Below are 18587 nucleotides of genomic sequence, written 5' to 3' on the forward strand. Positions count from 1 at the left end.
GTCCGGAAACACCCCAGGAGCCCTCATGACCGCAGTTCCGCAGGAGCGCCGCGTCGTCACCGCCATTCCCGGCCCGAAGTCGCAGGAGCTTCAGGCCCGCCGTACCGCCGCGGTCGCCCAGGGCGTGGGCTCCGTGCTGCCGGTGTTCACCGCGCGCGCGAGCGGCGGCATCATCGAGGACGTCGACGGCAACCGGCTGATCGACTTCGGCTCCGGCATCGCCGTGACCTCCGTGGGCGCCTCCGCCGAGGCCGTCGTACGCCGCGCCTCCGCGCAGCTCGCCGACTTCACGCACACCTGTTTCATGGTCACCCCGTACGAGGGCTACGTGGAGGTCGCCGAGGCCCTCGCGGAGCTGACGCCGGGTGACCACGCCAAGAAGTCCGCGCTGTTCAACTCGGGCGCCGAGGCCGTCGAGAACGCCGTCAAGATCGCCCGTGCGTACACCAAGCGCCAGGCCGTCGTCGTCTTCGACCACGGCTACCACGGCCGTACGAACCTCACGATGGCGCTGACCGCGAAGAACATGCCGTACAAGCACGGCTTCGGCCCGTTCGCGCCCGAGGTCTACCGCGTGCCGGTCGCCTACGGCTACCGCTGGCCGACCGGTGCCGAGAACGCCGGCCCCGAGGCCGCCGCCCAGGCCATCGACCAGATGACCAAGCAGGTCGGCGCCGAGAACATCGCCGCGATCATCATCGAGCCGGTCCTCGGCGAGGGCGGCTTCATCGAGCCGGCCAAGGGCTTCCTGCCGGCGATCGTGAAGTTCGCCAACGACAACGGCATCGTCTTCGTCGCCGACGAGATCCAGTCCGGCTTCTGCCGCACCGGCCAGTGGTTCGCCTGCGAGGACGAGGGCATCGTCCCGGACCTGATCACCACCGCCAAGGGCATCGCCGGCGGTCTGCCGCTGGCCGCCGTGACCGGCCGCGCCGAGATCATGGACGCCGCGCACGCGGGCGGCCTGGGCGGCACCTACGGCGGCAACCCGGTCGCCTGCGCGGGTGCGCTCGGCTCGATCGAGACGATGAAGGAGCTGGACCTCAACGCCAAGGCGAAGAACATCGAGGCGATCATGAAGGGCCGTCTCACCGCCATGGCCGAGAAGTTCGACATCATCGGCGACGTGCGGGGCCGTGGCGCCATGATCGCCATCGAGCTGGTCAAGGACCGCGCCACCAAGGAGCCGAACCCGGAGGCGACCGCCGCGCTCGCCAAGGCCTGCCACGCCGAGGGCCTGCTGGTCCTGACCTGTGGCACCTACGGCAACGTGCTGCGCTTCCTGCCCCCGCTGGTCATCGGTGACGACCTGCTGAACGAGGGCCTCGACATCATCGAGCAGGCGTTCGCCCGCATCTGAGTCCGAGCCCGCTTCCGGGCAGGACACGACTGCGGCAGAGCGTGTGAAGAAGGTGTGCGAGGTGGATGACAGGACGCCGTTCCGGCTGTCCTCCTCGCGAGCCCTGCCGTAGGTTCTAACCCAGATGAGAGATACACCCCGCCCACAGGGGACTGTGGGTGACATCAGGCCGGGGCCTCCCCAGCTTCGACCTGGTCGTGCCCTCGCGCACACAACCGGGGCCTCCGGCTCCGGATCTCCTCACCGATCGGACAGTCGCCCGCCCCAGACCCCCCGGGGCGCGCGGCGTTCCGATCCGTTCGGCCGCCTCGGAACCACCCCCCCTGTTCCGGGGCGGCCGACCCCCTTTCTCTTCCTTCTCCTCCTGCTGCCCGCCGTCCTCTTCGGGCTGATCACCTGGCAGATCGTCGCCGACGGGCCGCTGGTGCGCCTGGACGAGCGGCTGAGCAGGGCGTTGGTCCGTCCGGACCGGGTCTCCGAACTCCTCTCCGACCTCGGGAACATCCCGGTGGCCGTACCGGCGCTGGCCGTGGTGGCGGGGTACGCCGCCTGGCGGGCCCGCGCCATTGGTACAGACCGCTGGTGGCGGCCGGCCGTCGCCGCGGGCGTCCTCATGGCGCTCGTCCCGGCGATCGTCGTCCCGGTCAAGGAGCTGACCGACCGCCCGGGCACCCCGGTCGTCCCGCCCGACACCGGCTACTACCCCTCCGGCCACACCGCCACCGCCGCCATCGCCTACGGCTGCGCGGCCCTGCTCCTCCTCCCCTGGCTGCGCCGGACCGCCACCCGCCTCGCCCTGGTCGTCCTGTGCGCCGCACTCAACCTCGGCGTGGGCTTCGGGCTGGTGCGGCGCGGCTATCACTGGCCGCTGGACGTGGTGGCGAGCTGGTGTCTGTGCGCCGTCCTCCTCGGACTGCTGTGGCTGCCGCTCAGCCGAAGTAGCCGTCGAACGTCCGCTGGAACTCCCAGCCGCCGAACCGGTCCCAGTTGATCGACCAGGTCATCAGGCCGCGCAGACCCGGCCAGGTGCCGTGGGTGGCGTACGAGCCGCAGTTCGCCTTCTTCGTCAGGCAGTCGAGGGTCTTCACCACCTCGGCCGGGGCCACGTGTCCGTTGCCCGCGTTCGTCGTCGCCGGCATGCCGATGGCGACCTGGTCGGGGCGCAGGGGCGGGAAGACGTTGTTCCGGTCGCCCGCGACCGGGAAGCCGGTCAGCAGCATGTCGGTCATGGCGATGTGGAAGTCGGCGCCGCCCATGGAGTGGTACTGGTTGTCGAGGCCCATGATCGGGCCCGAGTTGTAGTCCTGGACGTGCAGCAGGGTCAGGTCGTCGCGCAGGGCGTGGATGACCGGGAGGTACGCCCCCGCCCGCGGGTCCTGGCCGCCCCACTTGCCGGTGCCGTAGTACTGGTAACCGAGCTGGACGAAGAAGGTCTCCGGGGCCATCGTCAGGACGAAGTCGTCGCCGTACTTCGCCTTCAGGGTCTTCAGGGCCGAGATCAGGTTCACGATCACCGGTGTCTTCGGGTTCCTGAAGTCGGTGTCGTCGGCGTTCAGCGAGAGCGAGTGGCCCTCGAAGTCGATGTCGAGGCCGTCGAGTCCGTACTCGTCGATGATCTTCGAAACGGACGTCACGAAGGTGTCCCGCGCCGCCGTCGTCGTCAGCTGCACCTGGCCGTTCTGGCCGCCGATGGAGATCAGCACCTTCTTGCCCGCCGCCTGCTTGGCCCTGATCGCCGCCTTGAACTCGGCGTCGGACTCGACGTTCGGGCACTCCGTCACCGGGCAGCGGGTGAAGCGGATGTCTCCCGAGGTGACGGAGGTCGGCTCCCCGAAGGCCAGGTCGATGACGTCCCAGCTGTCGGGGACGTCGGCGAGGCGGGTGTAGCCGGAGCCGTTGGCGAAGGTGGCGTGGAGGTAGCCGACCAGGGCGTGCGCAGGCAGGCCGGGGGTTCCGCCCGAGCCGGGGGACGTCGTCGCGGTGACCGTCGCCGAGCGCGCGGACTCGCCCGCGTCGTTGACGGCGGCGACCTGGAAGCCGTACGCCGTGGAGGGTGCGAGGCCGGTCACGGTGGCCGAGGTGCCGGTGACCGTCTGGACCCGGGCGCCGTCGCGGTAGACGGCGTAGCCCGTGGCGCCGGGGACGGCCGTCCAGGACAGGGCGACCGAGGTGGCGGTGACCGTGCCGGTCCTCAGGCCGGTCGGGGCGGCGGGCGGCTGGGCGGGCCCGGTGCCGGGGCCGGTCAGGGAGAGGTCGTCGGCGTGGTAGGCGCCGGTGCCGTACCAGCCGTGGGTGTAGACGGTGACCCGGGTGGTCGACGGGCCGGTGCGGAACGTCGTGGTGAGCTGCTGCCAGTCGGTGGCGGACTGGGTCCACGTCGAGACGTCGGTGGTGCCGGTGCCGGACGCGCCCAGGTAGACGTAGGAGCCGCGGACGTGCCCGGTGAGGGTGTACTGGGAGTCAGGTTTCACGGTCACGGTCTGCGCGCAGCGGGCGTTGTCGCTGCCGGCCGGGGTCGCGCGCAGGGCGGAGCTGCCGCTGCGCACCGGGCTGGTGACGGTCGTACCGGCCGTGCAGGTCCAGCCGTCGAGGCCCGCTTCGAAGCCTCCGTTGCGCAGGAGGTCCGCGTCGGCCGCACGGGCGGCCGACGAGAGTGCGGTGACGCCGGGCAGGGTCAGCGCCGCGGCGGTGAGCAGGGCGAGCGGTCTGAAGCGGTCCACAAGTACCTCCGGGCATGGGGGAATTGGAGGGGTGGAGCGCTCACAACTTGGTCCAGACCAATCACCGTGTCAAGAGAGCCGTATCGAGCGGAGTCGCGTGGAAAGGGGTCGCATCAAAAGGACTCGCCCTTCTCCTCCGTGGCCAGACCCGCCGCCGCCTCGTGCATCGCCAGCTCCAGCAGGGCCGGATCGGTGAGGGTGCCGGACCCGTCCGGCGACACCAGCCAGCGCACACCGCCGGTCGTCCGGCCCGGGTACGGTACGACGATCCAGGTGCCGGCCCCGGCCGCGCGGACGCCCGTGCCGACCCAGCGGGCCGCGGTGCCCGGCGGCACGAAGAACCCCATCCGGGCGTCGCCGAAGTCGGCGAGCACCGGGCCGGTCCGGTCGAGGATGCGGGTGAGCACGTCGAGCGTGGGATACCCCAGCTCGCCCGGCAGGATCAGAACGTCCCACGCCTTGCCGGCGGGCAGCAGCGCAACCCCGAGGGGGTTGCGCTCCCACTCCCAGCGGCAGGCGTCCGGATCCGGTGCGACGGATGCCAGCCAGTCGACCGCCGTCTTTGCCCCAGTCATGGAAAGACCTCCCTGTCTCTCTCGTGGACGCGGGGCGCGCCCACGAGGGAGAGGGAGGTCTCGGCGGAGCATTACGCGGGTTCGGCCCACTCTGTGAAGTGACCCGCGTCACAGCTCAGCTGTCGAAGCCGAGCCCCAGCCGGTCCATCGTGCGCAGCCAGAGATTGCGCCGTCCGCCGTGGGAGTCCGCCCGGGCCAGCGACCACTTGGTGAGCGCGATACCGGTCCAGGCGAACGGCTCCGGCGGGAACGGCAGCGGCTTCTTGCGGACCATCTCCAGCTCGGTGCGCTCGGTGCGCTCCCCCGCCAGCAGGTCCAGCATCACCTCGGCGCCGAACCGGGTCGCGCCGACGCCGAGGCCGGTGTACCCGGCCGCGTACGCCACCTTGCCCTGGTGCGCGGTGCCGAAGAACGCCGAGAAGCGCGAGCAGGTGTCGATCGCGCCGCCCCACGCGTGGGTGAAGCGGACGCCTTCCAGCTGCGGGAAGCAGGTGAAGAAGTGCCCGGCGAGCTTGGCATAGGTCTCCGGGCGGTCGTCGTACTCGGCGCGCACCCGGCCGCCGTACGGGTAGATCGCGTCGTAGCCGCCCCACAGGATGCGGTTGTCGGCGGACAGCCGGAAGTAGTGGAACTGGTTGGCGCTGTCGCCGAGGCCCTGCCGGTTCCGCCAGCCGATCGCCGCGAGCTGGTCGTCCGTCAGGGGCTCGGTCATCAGGGCGTAGTCGTAGACCGGCACCGTGTAGTGCCGGACCCGCTTCACCAGGCTCGGGAAGATGTTGGTGCCGAGCGCGACCTTGCGGGCGCGGACCTGGCCGTAGGGGGTGCGTACGGCCATGCCCGCGCCGTAGGGCTTCAGCGTGAGCGCGGGCGTGTGCTCGTAGACGCGCACGCCGAGGTTCACGCAGGCCCGCTTGAGGCCCCAGGCGAGCTTGGCGGGGTTCAGCATGGCCACGCCCCGCTTGTCCCACAGGCCCGCCTGGAAGGTGGGCGAGTTCACCTGCGCGCGGACCGCGTCGGCGTCCAGGTACTCGACGCCGTCGGCCAGGCCCTCGCGCTCCATCTCCTCGTACCAGTCGCGCAGTTCCCACGCCTGGTACGTCTCGGTGGCGACGTCGATCTCGCCGGTGCGTTCGAAGTCGCAGTCGATGCCGTGCCGGGCGACCGCCTTCTCGATCTCGTCGAGGTTGCGGGCGCCCAGCTCCTCCAGCTTGTGGATCTCGTCCGGCCAGCGGGCGAGTCCGTTGGGCAGACCGTGGGTGAGGGAGGCGGCGCAGAAGCCGCCGTTGCGGCCCGAGGCGGCCCAGCCCACCTCGCGGCCCTCCAGCAGCACCACATCCCGCTGCGGGTCGCGCTCCTTGGCGATCAGCGCGGTCCACAGTCCGCTGTAGCCGCCGCCGACGACCAGCAGGTCGCAGGTCTCGGGGCCGGTCAGCGCGGGTTCGGGTCGGGGCCTGCCGGGGTCGTCCAGCCAGTACGGGACCGGCTGGGCTTCGGAAAGGGACGTCGTCCAGTTGTCGTTACTGCCACGGCTCATGGCGCTTGGGGCCATGATTTCAACTCCCTACAGGGGCTTATGCCTTTTGCTTGGTGCGGCGATTGCCGATGACCATGGAGGTCAGGACGAACAGCACGGCGATGACGAACATGGCCGTACCGATGACATTGATCTGCACGGGCGTTCCGCGCTGCGCCGAACCCCAGACGAACATGGGGAAGGTGACGGTCGAGCCCGCGTTGAAATTGGTGATGATGAAATCGTCGAAGGAGAGCGCGAAGGCGAGCAGCGCGCCCGCGGCGATTCCGGGTGCCGCGATCGGCAGAGTGACCCGGAGGAAGGTCTGGAGCGGGCCGGCGTAGAGGTCCTGCGCGGCCTGCTCCAGCCTCGGGTCCATCGACATGACGCGGGCCTTGACGGCCGTCACGACGAAGCTGAGGCAGAACATGATGTGGGCGATGAGGATCGTCCAGAAGCCCAGCTGGACGCCCATGTTGAGGAAGAGCGTGAGCAGCGAGGCCGCCATCACCACCTCGGGCATCGCCATGGGCAGGAAGATCAGCGAGTTGACGGCGCCCCGCGCGCGGAAGCGGTACCGCACCAGCGCGAAGGCGATCGCCGTGCCGAGGGCGGTCGCGCCGAGCGTCGCCCAGAACGCGATCTGGAGGCTGAGCGAGAGCGAGCCGCACAGGTCGGCGACGCCGCACGGGTCGGTCCAGGCGTCCGTGGAGAACTTCTGCCACTCGTAGTTGAAGCGGCCCTTCGGGTCGTTGAAGGAGAACACCGTCACGACGATGTTCGGCAGCAGGAGATAGGCGAGCGTGAAGAGTCCCGCGATGACGACGAGACGGCGCTTGAGCCAGTTGACGAAGGCCATTTAAACCAGATCCTCCGTCCCGGACCTGCGGATGTAGAGCGTGACCATGATGAGGATCGCGAACATCAGGATGAACGAGAGAGCGGCGGCGGTCGGATAGTCCAGAATCCGCAGGAACTGCGACTGGATCACGTTGCCGATCATGCGGGTGTCGGTGGAGCCGAGCAGATCCGCGTTGACGTAGTCGCCGGCGGCCGGGATGAAGGTCAGCAGCGTGCCGGAGACGACACCCGGCATCGACAGCGGGAAGGTGACCTTCCGGAAGGTGGTGAAGGGCTTGGCGTAGAGATCGCCCGCCGCCTCGTGCAGCCGGCCGTCGATCCGCTCCAGCGAGGTGTAGAGCGGCAGGATCATGAACGGCAGGAAGTTGTACGTCAGACCGCACACGACCGCGAGCGGCGTGGCCAGCACCCGGTCGCCCGAGGTCATGCCGAGCCAGCTGGTGACGTCCAGGACGTGCAGCGCGTTCAGCGCGCCGACGACCGGGCCGCCATCGGCGAGGATCGTCTTCCAGGCGAGGGTGCGGATCAGGAAGCTGGTGAAGAACGGCGCGATCACCAGGATCATGATCAGGTGCTTCCAGCGGCCCGCGCGGAAGGCGATCAGATACGCCAGCGGATAGCCGAGCAGCAGACACAGGACCGTCGCGGCACCGGCGTACAGCACCGAGCGCAGGAACTGGGGCCAGTACTCGGACAGGGCGTCCCAGTAGGTGGCGAAGTGCCAGGTGACCTCGTAGCCCTCTTCCAGGGAGCCCGTCTGCACGGACGTCGAGGCCTGGTAGACCATCGGCAGCGCGAAGAAGACCAGCAGCCACAGGATGCCGGGGAGCAGCAGGAGGTACGGCATCCAGCGGCCGCGCTTGCGCGGCGGCTTCTTCTCGGGTGCGGGGGGCGCGAGGGGCGGTGGCGCCTCGGTGACGGCGGCCATCAGGCGACTACCCCCTCTTCAGGCTCAACCTTCTCCACGCCCGCCTCGATGTCCTGGGCGGCGTCGAGCCCGAAGGTGTGGGCCGGGCTCCAGTGCAGGACGACCTCGGCGCCGGGCACCAGGCGGGTGTCGCGCTCGACGTTCTGGACGTAGACCTGGAGCGCGGCTCCCGCCGGGCTGTCCACGACGTACTGGGTGGACACGCCGATGAAGCTGGCGTCGGCGATCTTCCCGGTGACCCGGTTGCGGCCGTCCGTGATCTCCCCCGCGTCGTCGGCGTGCGTGAGGGAGATCTTCTCGGGCCGTACGCCGACCAGCACCTTGCCGCCGGTCGCGGTGGGGGCGGTGCAGCGCTGGGACGGCAGGGTCAGCTTGCCGCCGCCCGCCTTGAGCACGATCTCGTCGCCGCTCGTGGCGTCGACCTCGGCCTCGATCAGGTTGGAGGTGCCAAGGAAGTTGGCGACGAAGGTGGTGCGCGGGTTCTCGTACAGGTCGGCGGGAGCGCCCAGTTGTTCGACGCGGCCCGCGTTCATCACGGCGACCGTGTCGGCCATCGTCATGGCCTCCTCCTGGTCGTGCGTGACATGGATGAAGGTGATGCCGACCTCGGTCTGGATGCGCTTGAGCTCCAGCTGCATCTGGCGGCGCAGCTTGAGGTCGAGGGCGCCGAGCGGCTCGTCGAGCAGCAGCACCTTGGGGTGGTTGATCAGCGCGCGGGCCACCGCGACGCGCTGCTGCTGGCCGCCGGAGAGCTGGTGCGGCTTCTTGCGCGCGTGCTCGCCGAGCTGGACGAGGTCCAGCATCTCGTCGACCTGCTTCTTCACGCTCTTGATGCCGCGCCGGCGCAGACCGAAGGCGACGTTCTCGAAGATGTCGAGGTGCGGGAAGAGGGCGTAGGACTGGAAGACCGTGTTCACCGGCCGCTTGTACGGCGGCAGATGCGTCACGTCCTGCTCGCCGAGCGAGACCGTGCCGGTGGTCGGCTCCTCCAGGCCCGCGATCATCCGCAGGGTGGTGGTCTTGCCGCAGCCGGAGGCGCCGAGCAGGGCGAAGAAGGAGCCCTCGGGCACGGTCAGGTCGAGCGGGTGTACGGCGGTGAAGGAGCCGTAGGTCTTGCTGATACCGGAGAGGCGGACGTCGCCGCTGTTGTCTGTCGTCATCGTCGTCACGCCCCTGTGAGCTTCGCGAACTTCTCTTCGTAGGCCGTCTCTTCCTTCGGGCTCAGCGAGCGGAAGGCGCGAGACTTGGCGGCCATGGCCTTGTCGGGGAGGATCAGCGGGTTGTTCGCCGCGTCCTCGTCGATCTTCGCCAGCTCTTCCTTCACCCCGTCGACGGGACACACGTAATTGATGTACGCGGCGAGCTGGGCGGCCGGGCGAGGCTCGTAGTAATAGTCGATCAGCCGCTCGGCGTTGGTCTTGTGCCGGGCCTTGTTGGGCACGAGCAGGTTGTCCGTCGAGGTCATGTAGCCGCTGTCGGGGATGAGGAAGTCGACGTCCGGGCTGTCCGCCTTGAGCTGGACGACGTCACCGGCCCACGCGAGGCAGGCGGCGAGGTCGCCCTTGGTGAGGTCCGAGGTGTAGTCGTTGCCGGTGAAGCGGCGGATCTGGCCCTTGTCGACGGCCTTCTGCATACGGGCGATGGCCGCGTCGAAATCGTCGTCGGTGAACTTCCCCGGGTCCTTGCCCATGTCGAGCAGGGTCATGCCGACGCTGTCGCGCATCTCGGACAGGAAGCCGACCCGGCCCTTGAGCTTGGGGTTGTCGAGCATGTCGGAGACGGACTTCACCTCAACGCCGTCGAGCGCCTTCTTGTTGTAGGCGATGACCGTCGAGATACCGGTCCACGGGTACGAGTACGCCCGTCCGGGGTCCCAGTCCGGGCTGCGGAACTGCTGGGACAGGTTGGCGTAGGCGGTGGGCAGGTTGGACGGGTCCAGTTTCTGGACCCACCCGAAGCGGATCAGGCGCGCGGCGAGCCAGTCGGTGACGCAGATCAGGTCACGCCCGGTGGGCTGGCCGGCCGCCAGCTGCGGCTTGATCTTGCCGAAGAACTCGACGTTGTCGTTGATGTCCTCGGTGTACTTGACCGTGATGCCGGTCCGCCGCTTGAACTCGTCGAGCGTGGGGTGGCGTTTCTCGCTCTCGTCGACGTCCATGTACTCGGTCCAGTTGGAGAAGTGGACGGTCTTCTCCTTGGCCGAGTGGTCCTCGGACGAGACCCCGGAGGTCTTCGCCGCCGGGGGAATGCCGCAGGCGCTCAGCGCCCCCAGACCGCCGGCCGCGAGCGCGCCGCCGGCGGAGGCGCGCAGCAGGGAACGGCGGCTGAGAGCGGCCCTGCCGTTCCGGAAGCTGCGCCGCATGGCGGCCACTTGGGCCGGGGACAGGCGGTCGGGCTCGTACTGCTCCATGCGCGTGGTGCCCTTTCGGGAGGTCGGGCGGCCGCGGGTCAGGCGGCCTGGGTGCTATCGGTCCCCGAAGATCGTGCGGTGCCAGTCCTTCCTCGCCACCGCCGTATTGTCGAACATAACGTGCTTGACCTGCGTGTACTCCTCGAACGAGTACGTGGACATGTCCTTGCCGAAGCCGGACGCCTTGTATCCGCCGTGCGGCATCTCGCTGATGATCGGGATGTGGTCGTTGACCCACACACAGCCCGCCTTGATCTCGCGGGTGGCCCGGTTCGCCCGGTAGACGTCCCGGCTCCAGGCGGAGGCGGCGAGGCCGTACGGCGTGTCGTTGGCGAGCGCGATCGCCTCGTCATCGTCGTCGAAGGGCAGCACGACGAGGACCGGACCGAAGATCTCGGACTGGACGATCTCGCTGTCCTGGGGCGCGTCCGCGACGAGCGTGGGCCGGTAGTAGGCACCCTTGGCGAGTTCCCCGCCGGGCGCCTCGCCGCCGGTGACCACCCGCGCGTAGGCCCGCGCCCGGTCGACGAACCCGGCCACGCGGTCCCGCTGGACGTGCGAGATCAGCGGCCCGAGGTCGGTGCCGTCGGCGAACGGGTCGCCGAGCCGGACGGTCTCCATGAGGGCGGCGGTGCGCTCGACGAACGCCTCGTACAGCGGCCGCTGCACGTACGCGCGCGTGGCGGCCGTGCAGTCCTGCCCGGTGTTGATGAGCGCGCCCGCGACCGCGCCCTGGACGGCCGCCTCCAGGTCGGCGTCGTCGAAGACGACGAACGGCGCCTTGCCGCCCAGCTCCAGATGGAGCCGCTTGACGGTGGCGGTGGCGATCTCGGCGACGCGCTTGCCGACCGGGGTGGAGCCGGTGAAGGAGGTCATGGCGACGTCGGGATGGCCGACGAGATGCTCGCCCGCCTCCTTCCCCGTACCGGTGACGATGTTGACGACCCCGTCCGGGATCCCGGCCTCCCTGACCGCCTCCGCGAAGAGCAGGGAGGTCAGCGGGGTGAGCTCGGCGGGCTTGAGGACGATGGTGTTGCCCGCGGCGATCGCCGGGAGGATCTTCCAGGCGGCCATCTGGAGGGGGTAGTTCCAGGGCGCGATGGAGCCGACGACGCCGATGGGCTCGCGGCGGACGTACGACGTGTGATCCCCGGAGTACTCCCCGGCGGACTGCCCCTGGAGATGCCGGGCGGCGCCCGCGAAGAACGCGGTGTTGTCGATGGTCCCCGGCACGTCGAACTCGCGGGTGAGCTTGAGCGGCTTGCCGCACTGCAGGGACTCCGCGCGGGCGAACTCCTCGGCGCGGTCGGCGAGGACGCCGGCCAGCCGGTGCAGCGCGTCGGACCGCTCGCCGGGGGTGGCCCCGGCCCACGCCGGGAAGGCGGCGCGGGCCGCCGCGACGGCGGCGTCGACGTCGTCGGTGCTCGCGAGGCCGTAGGTGAGGACCGTCTCACCGGTGGCCGGGTCGACGACGGCGTGCGTACGGCCGGACGTGCCTGCCGTCAGTCTGCCGCCGATGTACTGCGCGCCGGCCGCGAAGCGGTCCTGTGCGGGAAATCGTTCCGGGGTGGTGGTGCCCGGGTTGTGCATGTCGCTCTCCTCCGCCGAGGCCCCGCCGGCGATGGCGTCCAGAGGGGTGGGTGGCGTAGCTCCAGCTCGATTTGAGTGCCGATCCTGACAGAGCAGCGGGACTCCAACAAGTGATTCCGTTGTTGCCTTTTGGTTACGCGACGGAATCTGTCGACCAGGTGTCGAGTCGACGGGAAAAACCGGGGACGGATTGTCAGTGGTGGGTGCGAGACTCCCGTGCATGGAGAAGATCGACTCGCGGGAAGCCCTGGTCAAGGAGGTGCGGACGGGGGTCCGGGTGAAGTATCTGCCCTTCTGGGGACACCGCCCGCGCCCGGACGGACGGATCGGGCCGAGCTGCCTGAGCCAGTGGTGGCCGTCGCCGTTCACCGTGGACGGCGTGGAGTACGCGACGGCCGAGCACTGGATGATGGCCGCGAAGGCACGGCTGTTCGACGACGCGGAGGCGGAGCGGCGGGTGCTGGCCGCGGCGCATCCGGCGGCGGCGAAGAAGGCGGGGCGGCTGGTCCGGGGGTTCGACGAGGGCGTCTGGGAGCGGGAGCGGTTCGGCATCGTGGTCGAGGGCAGCGTCCGGAAGTTCGCCGCGCATGCGGAGCTGCGGGAGTTTCTGCTGGGCACGGGTGAGCGGGTGCTGGTCGAGGCGAGCCCCGTGGACCGGGTGTGGGGCATCGGCCTCGCCGCGGACGACGAGAGGGCGGAGGATCCGGAGCGGTGGCGGGGGCTGAATCTGCTGGGCTTCGCGCTGATGGAGGCGCGCGAACGGCTGCGGCGGGGCGCGGGGGCGTGAGGGGCCCGTGGGGTCGCCCCGCGCGAGTGAGGCCAGGCGTGGGGGAATCGGCGGCCGGGTTCAGGGAACCACAATCACCAGGACGCCCATCGCGATGCCGAGCACGATGCCGGCCGCGCCGCAGATGATGCCCGCCAGGGCCTGACCGCCGTTGGTGGCCTCGCCCCGGTTCGCCTTTGCGCGGCCGAGCGCGCCGAAGACGATGCCGAGGATGCCCAGGATGATGGCGAGCGGCCACAGACAGAAGACGATCGCCGCGAGGATGCCGAGCACCAGTCCGGCCGTTCCCATCCCGTTGCCCGCGGTGGGCGGCACACCGGGCCAGCCGTAGTACCCGGACCCGGCGGGGGCGGGCGGGTAACCGTAACCGCCCGGGTAGCCGTACGGCAGCCGACCGGGGCCGTCCGGCGCGATGGGGGGCGGCGGGACCGGGCCGTCCTGGAGGTGGGGGGCCGGAGGCGCGAAGGGGTTGGGTGCGGCGAAGGGGTTGTGCTCGGCGAAGGGGTTGGCCGGGGCGGAAGGCCCGCCCGCAGCGACCGGCGGGGCGCCGGGGCTCGGCGGAGCGGTCGGAGCGGCCCACTGCGCGGTGGGCACGGAGGTGATCGTCTGCTGGTCGTGGACGGAGGGGGACACGGGGGTGCCGGAGGCGAGGGTGTCTCCAGGGCCGGCGGGCTGCCCTGCCTCTCCCGCCTCCTTCTGCTCCCTCTGCTCCCTCTGCTCCTTCTGCAACGGCACCTTCGCGCCCTGCTCCGGCGGGGCCCAGGGGTCACGCACGGCCTCGGTGCGCGGCGGCGTAGGGCCAGGCGCGGCGGTGTGCTCCGGCGCTGCCGGCGGCTGCGCGTCGTCGGACATGCGCGGGATCCCCTCTGTCGTACGTTCCGTCATGCTACGGCCATGGGGCAACCGCGGTGGGCCCGCCCTCTGGCACGCCGGGGGCCGGTAGCCGCTCAGGGGCGCGGGGAACTGCGCGACCAGCCACTACGAACCGGCACCCGCACACGAACCGCGACACCCCACCTCCTTCTGCGCCTATACCGACCGCACCGCCTCATCACCCTCGACCCACCCGTCCTACGATGACCCGAACACCGATCAGCCGATCACCCGCGCGCCACCCCCGGAGGGAAGCGCGCCACTCCCCGGGGAGGAACCCGTGACCGACCGTCTCACCACACCGGAGCCCGCCGCAGGCGACTTCATCGCCGGACTGCCGAAGGCCGAACTGCACGTCCACCACGTCGGCTCCGCCTCCCCCCGCATCGTCGCCGAACTGGCCGCCCGGCACCCGGACTCGAAGGTTCCGACGGACCCCGAGGCCCTGGTCGACTACTTCACCTTCACGGACTTCGCGCACTTCATCGAGGTGTACCTGTCGGTCGTCGACCTCATCCGCACCCCGGAGGACGTCCGCCTGCTCACCTACGAGGTGGCCCGCGACCTGGCCCGCCAGCAGGTGCGGTACGCCGAGCTGACCATCACCCCGTTCTCCTCCACCCGCCGCGGCATCGACGAGAAGGCGTTCATGGACGCGATCGAGGACGCCCGCAAGGCGGCCGAGGCCGAGTTCGGGACCGTCCTGCGCTGGTGCTTCGACATCCCCGGCGAGGCGGGCCTGGAGGCCGCCGAGGAGACGACCCGGCTCGCCACCGACGACCGCGTCCGCCCGGAGGGACTGGTCTCCTTCGGGCTCGGCGGCCCGGAGATCGGCGTACCGCGCCCGCAGTTCAAGCCGTACTTCGACCGCGCGATCGCCGCCGGCCTGCGTTCCGTGCCGCACGCGGGCGAGACGACGGGCCCGGAGACGGTCTGGGACGCCCTCACCCATCTGCGCGCCGAGCGCATCGGCCACGGCACCAGCTCCGCCCAGGACGAGAAGCTGCTCGCGCATCTCGCCGAGCACCGCATCCCGCTGGAGGTGTGCCCGACCTCGAACATCGCCACGCGCGCGGTCCGCACCCTCGACGAGCACCCCATCAGGGAGTTCGTCCGCGCCGGCGTTCTGGTGACGATCAACTCGGACGACCCGCCGATGTTCGGCACCGACCTGAACACCGAGTACGCGGTCGCCGCCCGTCTCCTCGGCCTGGACGAGCGCGGCCTCGCCGACCTGGCGAAGAACGCCGTGGAGGCGTCCTTCCTGGACCCGGCGGGCAAGGCGCGCCTGGCGGCCGAGATCGACACGTACACCGACACGTACCTCGCGGACCGGCTCGCGCCCTGACCCATCCCCCGTGGCGGCACAGCACAATGGGCGCATGCGCAACGTCACCGCCGTGGCCCACCGCGGCGCCCCCTACCACGCCCGCGAGAACACCCTGCACTCACTGCGTGTCGCGCTCGAACTGGGCGCGGACGCGGTCGAGATCGACGTACGGCTGACCCGGGACGGTGTGCCGGTGCTGCTGCACGACGAGACGCTGAAGCGGCTGTGGGAGCTGGACCGGCCGGTACTGGCGCTGACGGCCGCCGAGTTGAACGAGGCGACGGCGGAACTGGTGCCGACGCTGGCCGCGGCGCTGGCGGCGACCGAGGGGAGCCGGGTGATGCTGGACCTGCCCGGCACCCCGGACGTCCGGGCGGCCCGCCGGGTGGTGGACGTGGTCCGCGCGTGCGGGGCCGAAGACCGGGTGTACTACTGCGCGGGCGCCGCCGCGATGCTCGCGGTGCGCGCCGCCGACCCGGCCGCCGAGATCGCCCTGACCCGGACGACGCTGGCGCCGCCGCGACCGGCCCTGCTGGACGCGGTGCGCCCGCGCTGGCTCAACTACCGCTTCGGACTGGTCGACCGCGACCTCGCCGCCCGCGTCCACCGCGACGGCTACCTCCTCTCGGTCTGGACCCCGGACACCGTCCGCGCCATGCGCCGCCTCCTCGACTTGGGCGTCGACTCCATCACCACCAACCGCATCGACGCCCTGTGCGCCCTGCGCCGCAAGAACGGAAAGCGGCCCTAGCCGCGCGGCCCAGCGTACTGCAGCGGTGGCGCGATGGCCTGGGCGTCCGCCCCCTCCCCCACCCACAGCCCGATCAGCAGCGCCGCCGTCGCCTCCACCAGCCCGGCCCGGTCCAGGCCCCCGGCGTGCAGCGGCGCGCAGCCGAGGTCGCGGACGAGACGGCGTACGACGGACAGGGCCGTCTCGTCGTCGCCGCACAGCGGTACCGCCAGCGGGCGGCCGTCGAAGACGGGCGGGGTCAGCCGCCAGACGTCGACATGGCAGAGGTTGAAGGCCTTGACCACCTGGGCGCCGGGCGCGGCGGCGGCGATCCGTTCGGCCGCCGAGGGGCCGCCCGCCGTGCGCAGCGCGAAGCCGGGGCCGACCGGGTTGGTGCAGTCGATCAGCGTGCGCCCGCGCAGGACGTCCGCCAGCCCGGCGACCACGTCCACGACCGCCTCGTAGGGCAGTGCGAGCAGCACCGCGTCCGTGCCGTGCTCCGCCGCCGCCCGCAGCCCGCCGTCCCGGCGGCCGCCGACGACCACCTCGTGTCCGGCCCGCCGCCACTGCGTGCCCAGCGCGTCCGCCATGTTTCCCGTTCCGAGGATTCCTATCCGCATGGGCAGCACGGTAGGAGGCCGCTCGGGCACCATTCGGTACGTGACCACTGACCAGGGTTTCCTCGCCGACTGCCGCGCCCGGCTCGCCTTCGACCTGCTCGCCAACACCTGGAACGCGGTGGTGCTGTGGGCGCTGCGGGACGGCCCGTGCCGCCCGGGAGAGCTGCGCGAGCGCATCGGCGGGATCAGCCAGAAGGTGCTGACCGAGACGCTGCGCCGCCTGGAGTTCAACGGCCTCGTGACCCGGCGCGCGTACGCCGGTGCGCCGCCGCGCGTCGAGTACGAACTCACCGCGTTGGGACGGACGTTGCTCGCCCCGATCGATGCCTTCGGCGCCTGGGCGTTCGAGCACGGCGACGAGGTGATGGCGGCTCAGGAGCGTCACACCCGGGACCGCTGAGGCACGGTCGCCGGGTCGGCCGGGGTCTCCCGGGTGACGTACTGCGGGACGGGCGTGTCGTCCCTGCCGGTGTCGCGGACCAGGCCGTAGCGGACGACGCCGTCGGGAGGGCCGGAGTTGACGTCCTTGTGGACCGCCTCCCAGCTGGACGGGAAGACGCTGAGGCCGTAGTCGGCGCCGCGCTCGTTGACGGTGAGGGTGACGCTGCCGTCGACGTAGAAGTACTCGTTCTGCCACATCTGCTGGGTGCCGGGCGGCAGCACCGCGTAGCCCGTGGTCGCGCTGCCCATGCCGGTGGCGGAGCGGTCGGTGTCGCTCACCGGGTCGTCCATGCGGCGGCCGCCGCCCGAGGCGACGTGGAAGAGCTTGCCCTCCAGGCCAGTCCAGGTGGGCATGACCAGGCTTCCGGGCCGGTAGTGCGGAGATATCTGCCAGCGGACCAGGACATAGCCCCGGCCGGTGAGTGTGACGCTGTCGCCGCGGTGGTTCATCACGGCGTGCGCGCCGCCGGTGCTGGTGAGGCCCGGCTCGGGTCGGCGCGGCAGGTCCGCGGGCTCGGCGTCCGGATCGGGCGCCCGGTCGGCGGTGTCGACGACGGAGCCGTACAGGCCGGTCGTCCGCGGGGTCACCGACGGGGAGGGGGAGGCGGGGGCGGTGGCCTTCGGTGTCGGTCTCGGCGTCGGCGCCGCGGACGTGGCCGTCGCGGTGGGGGTGACGGCCGCCGCCCGCGGGGGCGGGGCGTCCGGCGGCTGGGTGACGACGTACGCGCCGCCCGCGGCGAGGGTCGCCCCCGCGGTGATGGCGACGGCCGGCTTGGTCAGCGTGGTCAGCAGCTGCGCGGACCAGCCTGCCGAGCCGGCGGCCACCGCCGTCTTGCCGCCGAAGGCCAGGGAGAGGGTGAATCCGGCCGGGAGCGGGACCAGGGCGAGCCCGACGAGCAGGCGCTCCGCCGGTACGACCGTCTCGCCCGGGTCGCCGCAGTAGGCGCAGCCCCGGATGTGCCGGGCGAGCCGCTTGCGCCACACCGAGTCGGGCCGGCCGGTCCAGCGGGCGGTCACCTCCCGCAGCTGCGGGCAGGCCCCGTCGAGGGCGCGCACGATGCCGCGCGCGGTCTCCAGGCGCTGCTTCATCCGCTGGACGCGGACGGCGGCGTGCTGCCGGGTGATGCCGACGGCGGCGGCCAGCTCGCGCCGGGTCAGCTCTCCGGCGACCTCCAGCCACCACAGGGAGAGCAACTGCCGGTCCTCGTCGTCCAGCCAGCGCACGGCCTCGGCGACCTCGCGCCGCTGTCCCTCCAACTGGAGCCGCAGCACGGTGAGTTCGGCGAAGTCGGCGGCGTGGGTCGCGTCCGCGTCCAGCCGGTCGGGGGAGCCGCGCCGCGCCCGGTCCCGGATCTGCCGCATGGCGATGGCCACCAGCCAGGACCGGAAACTGTCCGGGTCGCGCAGGGTGCCGAGGTTGTCGACGGCGCGCAGCATGGTCTCCTGCACGACGTCGTCCACGTCGGCGTGGCCGTTCAGGGCGCGGCCGACGATGTTGTAGACCAGCGGCAGCCAGCCCGCGACCAGCTCGTCCAGCGCCCGCCGGTCGCCGGCCTGCGCGGCGGCGATGGTGGTACGCCAGTGCTGAGTCTCCACGGTGCCCTTCCGGTGGCTTGGGTAACGCACGCACCCTCTCAAGCGGGACGGGGACCTTGGCAAGGTCGGGGATCACACGTGGAGACGCGGGGAAGCGGCCCGGGATAACACTTTTTTTCCTCGCCCGCCTCGGCCCCTAGGGGATCCGCCTGACAACCCCCGTGCCGCACACGGCCGTTGCTCCGGGTCGGGCCAGGGTCCGGCCCCTCCTCACCGACGATCCCGACGACGCCGTACCGCCCGAGGATGATCA

17 protein-coding genes are annotated in these 18587 nt (G+C 71.2%); 6 read left to right on the top strand and 11 right to left on the bottom strand.

Features of this window, described 5'->3' with window-relative positions:
* Nucleotides 1-25: 25 nt before the first annotated feature.
* Nucleotides 26-1360 (top strand): 4-aminobutyrate--2-oxoglutarate transaminase, encoded by a 1335-nt coding sequence (gabT, locus tag ACZ42A_RS21515; RefSeq protein WP_468528854.1) that lies wholly within the window; start codon nt 26-28, stop codon nt 1358-1360.
* Nucleotides 1361-1514: 154 nt separating this feature from the next.
* On the top strand, nt 1515-2351 hold the full coding sequence (locus tag ACZ42A_RS21520; protein WP_468528855.1) for a phosphatase PAP2 family protein: 837 nt from the start codon (nt 1515-1517) through the stop codon (nt 2349-2351).
* Here the strand turns inward: ACZ42A_RS21520 and ACZ42A_RS21525 are convergent.
* The 8 genes from ACZ42A_RS21525 to ACZ42A_RS21560 all read right to left on the bottom strand — a co-directional run bounded on the left by ACZ42A_RS21525 (nt 2290) and on the right by ACZ42A_RS21560 (nt 11957).
* Nucleotides 2290-4080, bottom strand: a complete 1791-nt coding sequence (locus tag ACZ42A_RS21525; protein ID WP_468528856.1) for a chitinase — start codon at nt 4078-4080, stop codon at nt 2290-2292. The genes ACZ42A_RS21520 and ACZ42A_RS21525 overlap by 62 nt on opposite strands.
* A 113-nt stretch (nt 4081-4193) precedes the next feature.
* Nucleotides 4194-4655, bottom strand: a complete 462-nt coding sequence (locus ACZ42A_RS21530) for a hypothetical protein (RefSeq protein WP_468528857.1) — start codon at nt 4653-4655, stop codon at nt 4194-4196.
* A 115-nt stretch (nt 4656-4770) separates the two neighbouring features.
* The gene (locus ACZ42A_RS21535; protein ID WP_468528858.1) at nt 4771-6204 is read right to left on the bottom strand and encodes an NAD(P)/FAD-dependent oxidoreductase; all 1434 of its coding nucleotides are present in this window, start codon (nt 6202-6204) and stop codon (nt 4771-4773) included.
* Nucleotides 6205-6226: 22 nt separating this feature from the next.
* Nucleotides 6227-7027, bottom strand: coding sequence for an ABC transporter permease (locus ACZ42A_RS21540; RefSeq protein ID WP_468528859.1), 801 nt, complete (start codon nt 7025-7027; stop codon nt 6227-6229).
* Nucleotides 7028-7957, bottom strand: coding sequence for an ABC transporter permease (locus ACZ42A_RS21545; RefSeq protein WP_468528860.1), 930 nt, complete (start codon nt 7955-7957; stop codon nt 7028-7030).
* The gene (locus tag ACZ42A_RS21550) at nt 7957-9117 is read right to left on the bottom strand and encodes an ABC transporter ATP-binding protein (protein ID WP_468528861.1); all 1161 of its coding nucleotides are present in this window, start codon (nt 9115-9117) and stop codon (nt 7957-7959) included. The genes ACZ42A_RS21545 and ACZ42A_RS21550 overlap by 1 nt, the downstream gene beginning before the upstream one ends.
* Nucleotides 9118-9122: 5 nt before the next feature.
* Nucleotides 9123-10367 (bottom strand): polyamine ABC transporter substrate-binding protein, encoded by a 1245-nt coding sequence (locus tag ACZ42A_RS21555; RefSeq protein ID WP_468528862.1) that lies wholly within the window; start codon nt 10365-10367, stop codon nt 9123-9125.
* Between the two features lie 54 nt (nt 10368-10421).
* Nucleotides 10422-11957, bottom strand: coding sequence for a gamma-aminobutyraldehyde dehydrogenase (locus ACZ42A_RS21560; protein ID WP_468528863.1), 1536 nt, complete (start codon nt 11955-11957; stop codon nt 10422-10424).
* Between the two features lie 220 nt (nt 11958-12177).
* On the opposite strand from ACZ42A_RS21560, the gene ACZ42A_RS21565 reads away from it, so the two are divergent.
* The gene (locus ACZ42A_RS21565; RefSeq protein WP_468528864.1) at nt 12178-12744 is read left to right on the top strand and encodes an NADAR family protein; all 567 of its coding nucleotides are present in this window, start codon (nt 12178-12180) and stop codon (nt 12742-12744) included.
* Between the two features lie 60 nt (nt 12745-12804).
* Here the strand turns inward: ACZ42A_RS21565 and ACZ42A_RS21570 are convergent, their stop codons facing one another.
* The gene (locus ACZ42A_RS21570; RefSeq protein ID WP_468528865.1) at nt 12805-13596 is read right to left on the bottom strand and encodes a DUF4190 domain-containing protein; all 792 of its coding nucleotides are present in this window, start codon (nt 13594-13596) and stop codon (nt 12805-12807) included.
* Between the two features lie 247 nt (nt 13597-13843).
* Here ACZ42A_RS21570 and ACZ42A_RS21575 point away from each other — a divergent pair, with 247 nt between their 5' ends.
* Together ACZ42A_RS21575 and ACZ42A_RS21580 are read left to right on the top strand one after the other, a co-directional pair.
* Nucleotides 13844-14965 (top strand): adenosine deaminase, encoded by a 1122-nt coding sequence (locus ACZ42A_RS21575; protein WP_468529063.1) that lies wholly within the window; start codon nt 13844-13846, stop codon nt 14963-14965.
* A 34-nt stretch (nt 14966-14999) separates the two neighbouring features.
* On the top strand, nt 15000-15698 hold the full coding sequence (locus tag ACZ42A_RS21580; protein ID WP_468528866.1) for a glycerophosphodiester phosphodiesterase: 699 nt from the start codon (nt 15000-15002) through the stop codon (nt 15696-15698).
* On the opposite strand, the gene ACZ42A_RS21585 is transcribed toward ACZ42A_RS21580, so the two are convergent.
* Nucleotides 15695-16297 (bottom strand): NADPH-dependent F420 reductase, encoded by a 603-nt coding sequence (locus tag ACZ42A_RS21585; RefSeq protein ID WP_468528867.1) that lies wholly within the window; start codon nt 16295-16297, stop codon nt 15695-15697. The two genes, ACZ42A_RS21580 and ACZ42A_RS21585, sit on opposite strands and share 4 nt — an antisense overlap.
* Nucleotides 16298-16337: 40 nt before the next feature.
* Here ACZ42A_RS21585 and ACZ42A_RS21590 point away from each other — a divergent pair, with 40 nt between their 5' ends.
* Nucleotides 16338-16697: a winged helix-turn-helix transcriptional regulator gene (locus tag ACZ42A_RS21590; protein WP_468528868.1), complete on the top strand. Its 360-nt coding sequence runs from the start codon at nt 16338-16340 to the stop codon at nt 16695-16697.
* Here the strand turns inward: ACZ42A_RS21590 and ACZ42A_RS21595 are convergent.
* Nucleotides 16679-18334: an RNA polymerase sigma factor gene (locus ACZ42A_RS21595; RefSeq protein ID WP_468528869.1), complete on the bottom strand. Its 1656-nt coding sequence runs from the start codon at nt 18332-18334 to the stop codon at nt 16679-16681. The two genes, ACZ42A_RS21590 and ACZ42A_RS21595, sit on opposite strands and share 19 nt — an antisense overlap.
* Nucleotides 18335-18587 lie beyond the last annotated feature (253 nt).

The organism is Streptomyces sp. NPDC030838, assembly GCF_055572035.1.

Coding starts and splice junctions, on each gene's coding strand:
- gabT (WP_468528854.1), top strand. CDS start 26: ATGACCGCAGTTCCGCAGGAGCGCCGCGTCGTCACCGCCATTCCCGGC.
- ACZ42A_RS21530 (WP_468528857.1), bottom strand. CDS start 4,655: ATGACTGGGGCAAAGACGGCGGTCGACTGGCTGGCATCCGTCGCACCG.
- ACZ42A_RS21535 (WP_468528858.1), bottom strand. CDS start 6,204: ATGGCCCCAAGCGCCATGAGCCGTGGCAGTAACGACAACTGGACGACG.
- ACZ42A_RS21540 (WP_468528859.1), bottom strand. CDS start 7,027: ATGGCCTTCGTCAACTGGCTCAAGCGCCGTCTCGTCGTCATCGCGGGA.
- ACZ42A_RS21545 (WP_468528860.1), bottom strand. CDS start 7,957: ATGGCCGCCGTCACCGAGGCGCCACCGCCCCTCGCGCCCCCCGCACCC.
- ACZ42A_RS21550 (WP_468528861.1), bottom strand. CDS start 9,117: ATGACGACAGACAACAGCGGCGACGTCCGCCTCTCCGGTATCAGCAAG.
- ACZ42A_RS21555 (WP_468528862.1), bottom strand. CDS start 10,367: ATGGAGCAGTACGAGCCCGACCGCCTGTCCCCGGCCCAAGTGGCCGCC.
- ACZ42A_RS21560 (WP_468528863.1), bottom strand. CDS start 11,957: ATGCACAACCCGGGCACCACCACCCCGGAACGATTTCCCGCACAGGAC.
- ACZ42A_RS21565 (WP_468528864.1), top strand. CDS start 12,178: ATGGAGAAGATCGACTCGCGGGAAGCCCTGGTCAAGGAGGTGCGGACG.
- ACZ42A_RS21570 (WP_468528865.1), bottom strand. CDS start 13,596: ATGTCCGACGACGCGCAGCCGCCGGCAGCGCCGGAGCACACCGCCGCG.
- ACZ42A_RS21580 (WP_468528866.1), top strand. CDS start 15,000: ATGCGCAACGTCACCGCCGTGGCCCACCGCGGCGCCCCCTACCACGCC.
- ACZ42A_RS21585 (WP_468528867.1), bottom strand. CDS start 16,297: ATGCGGATAGGAATCCTCGGAACGGGAAACATGGCGGACGCGCTGGGC.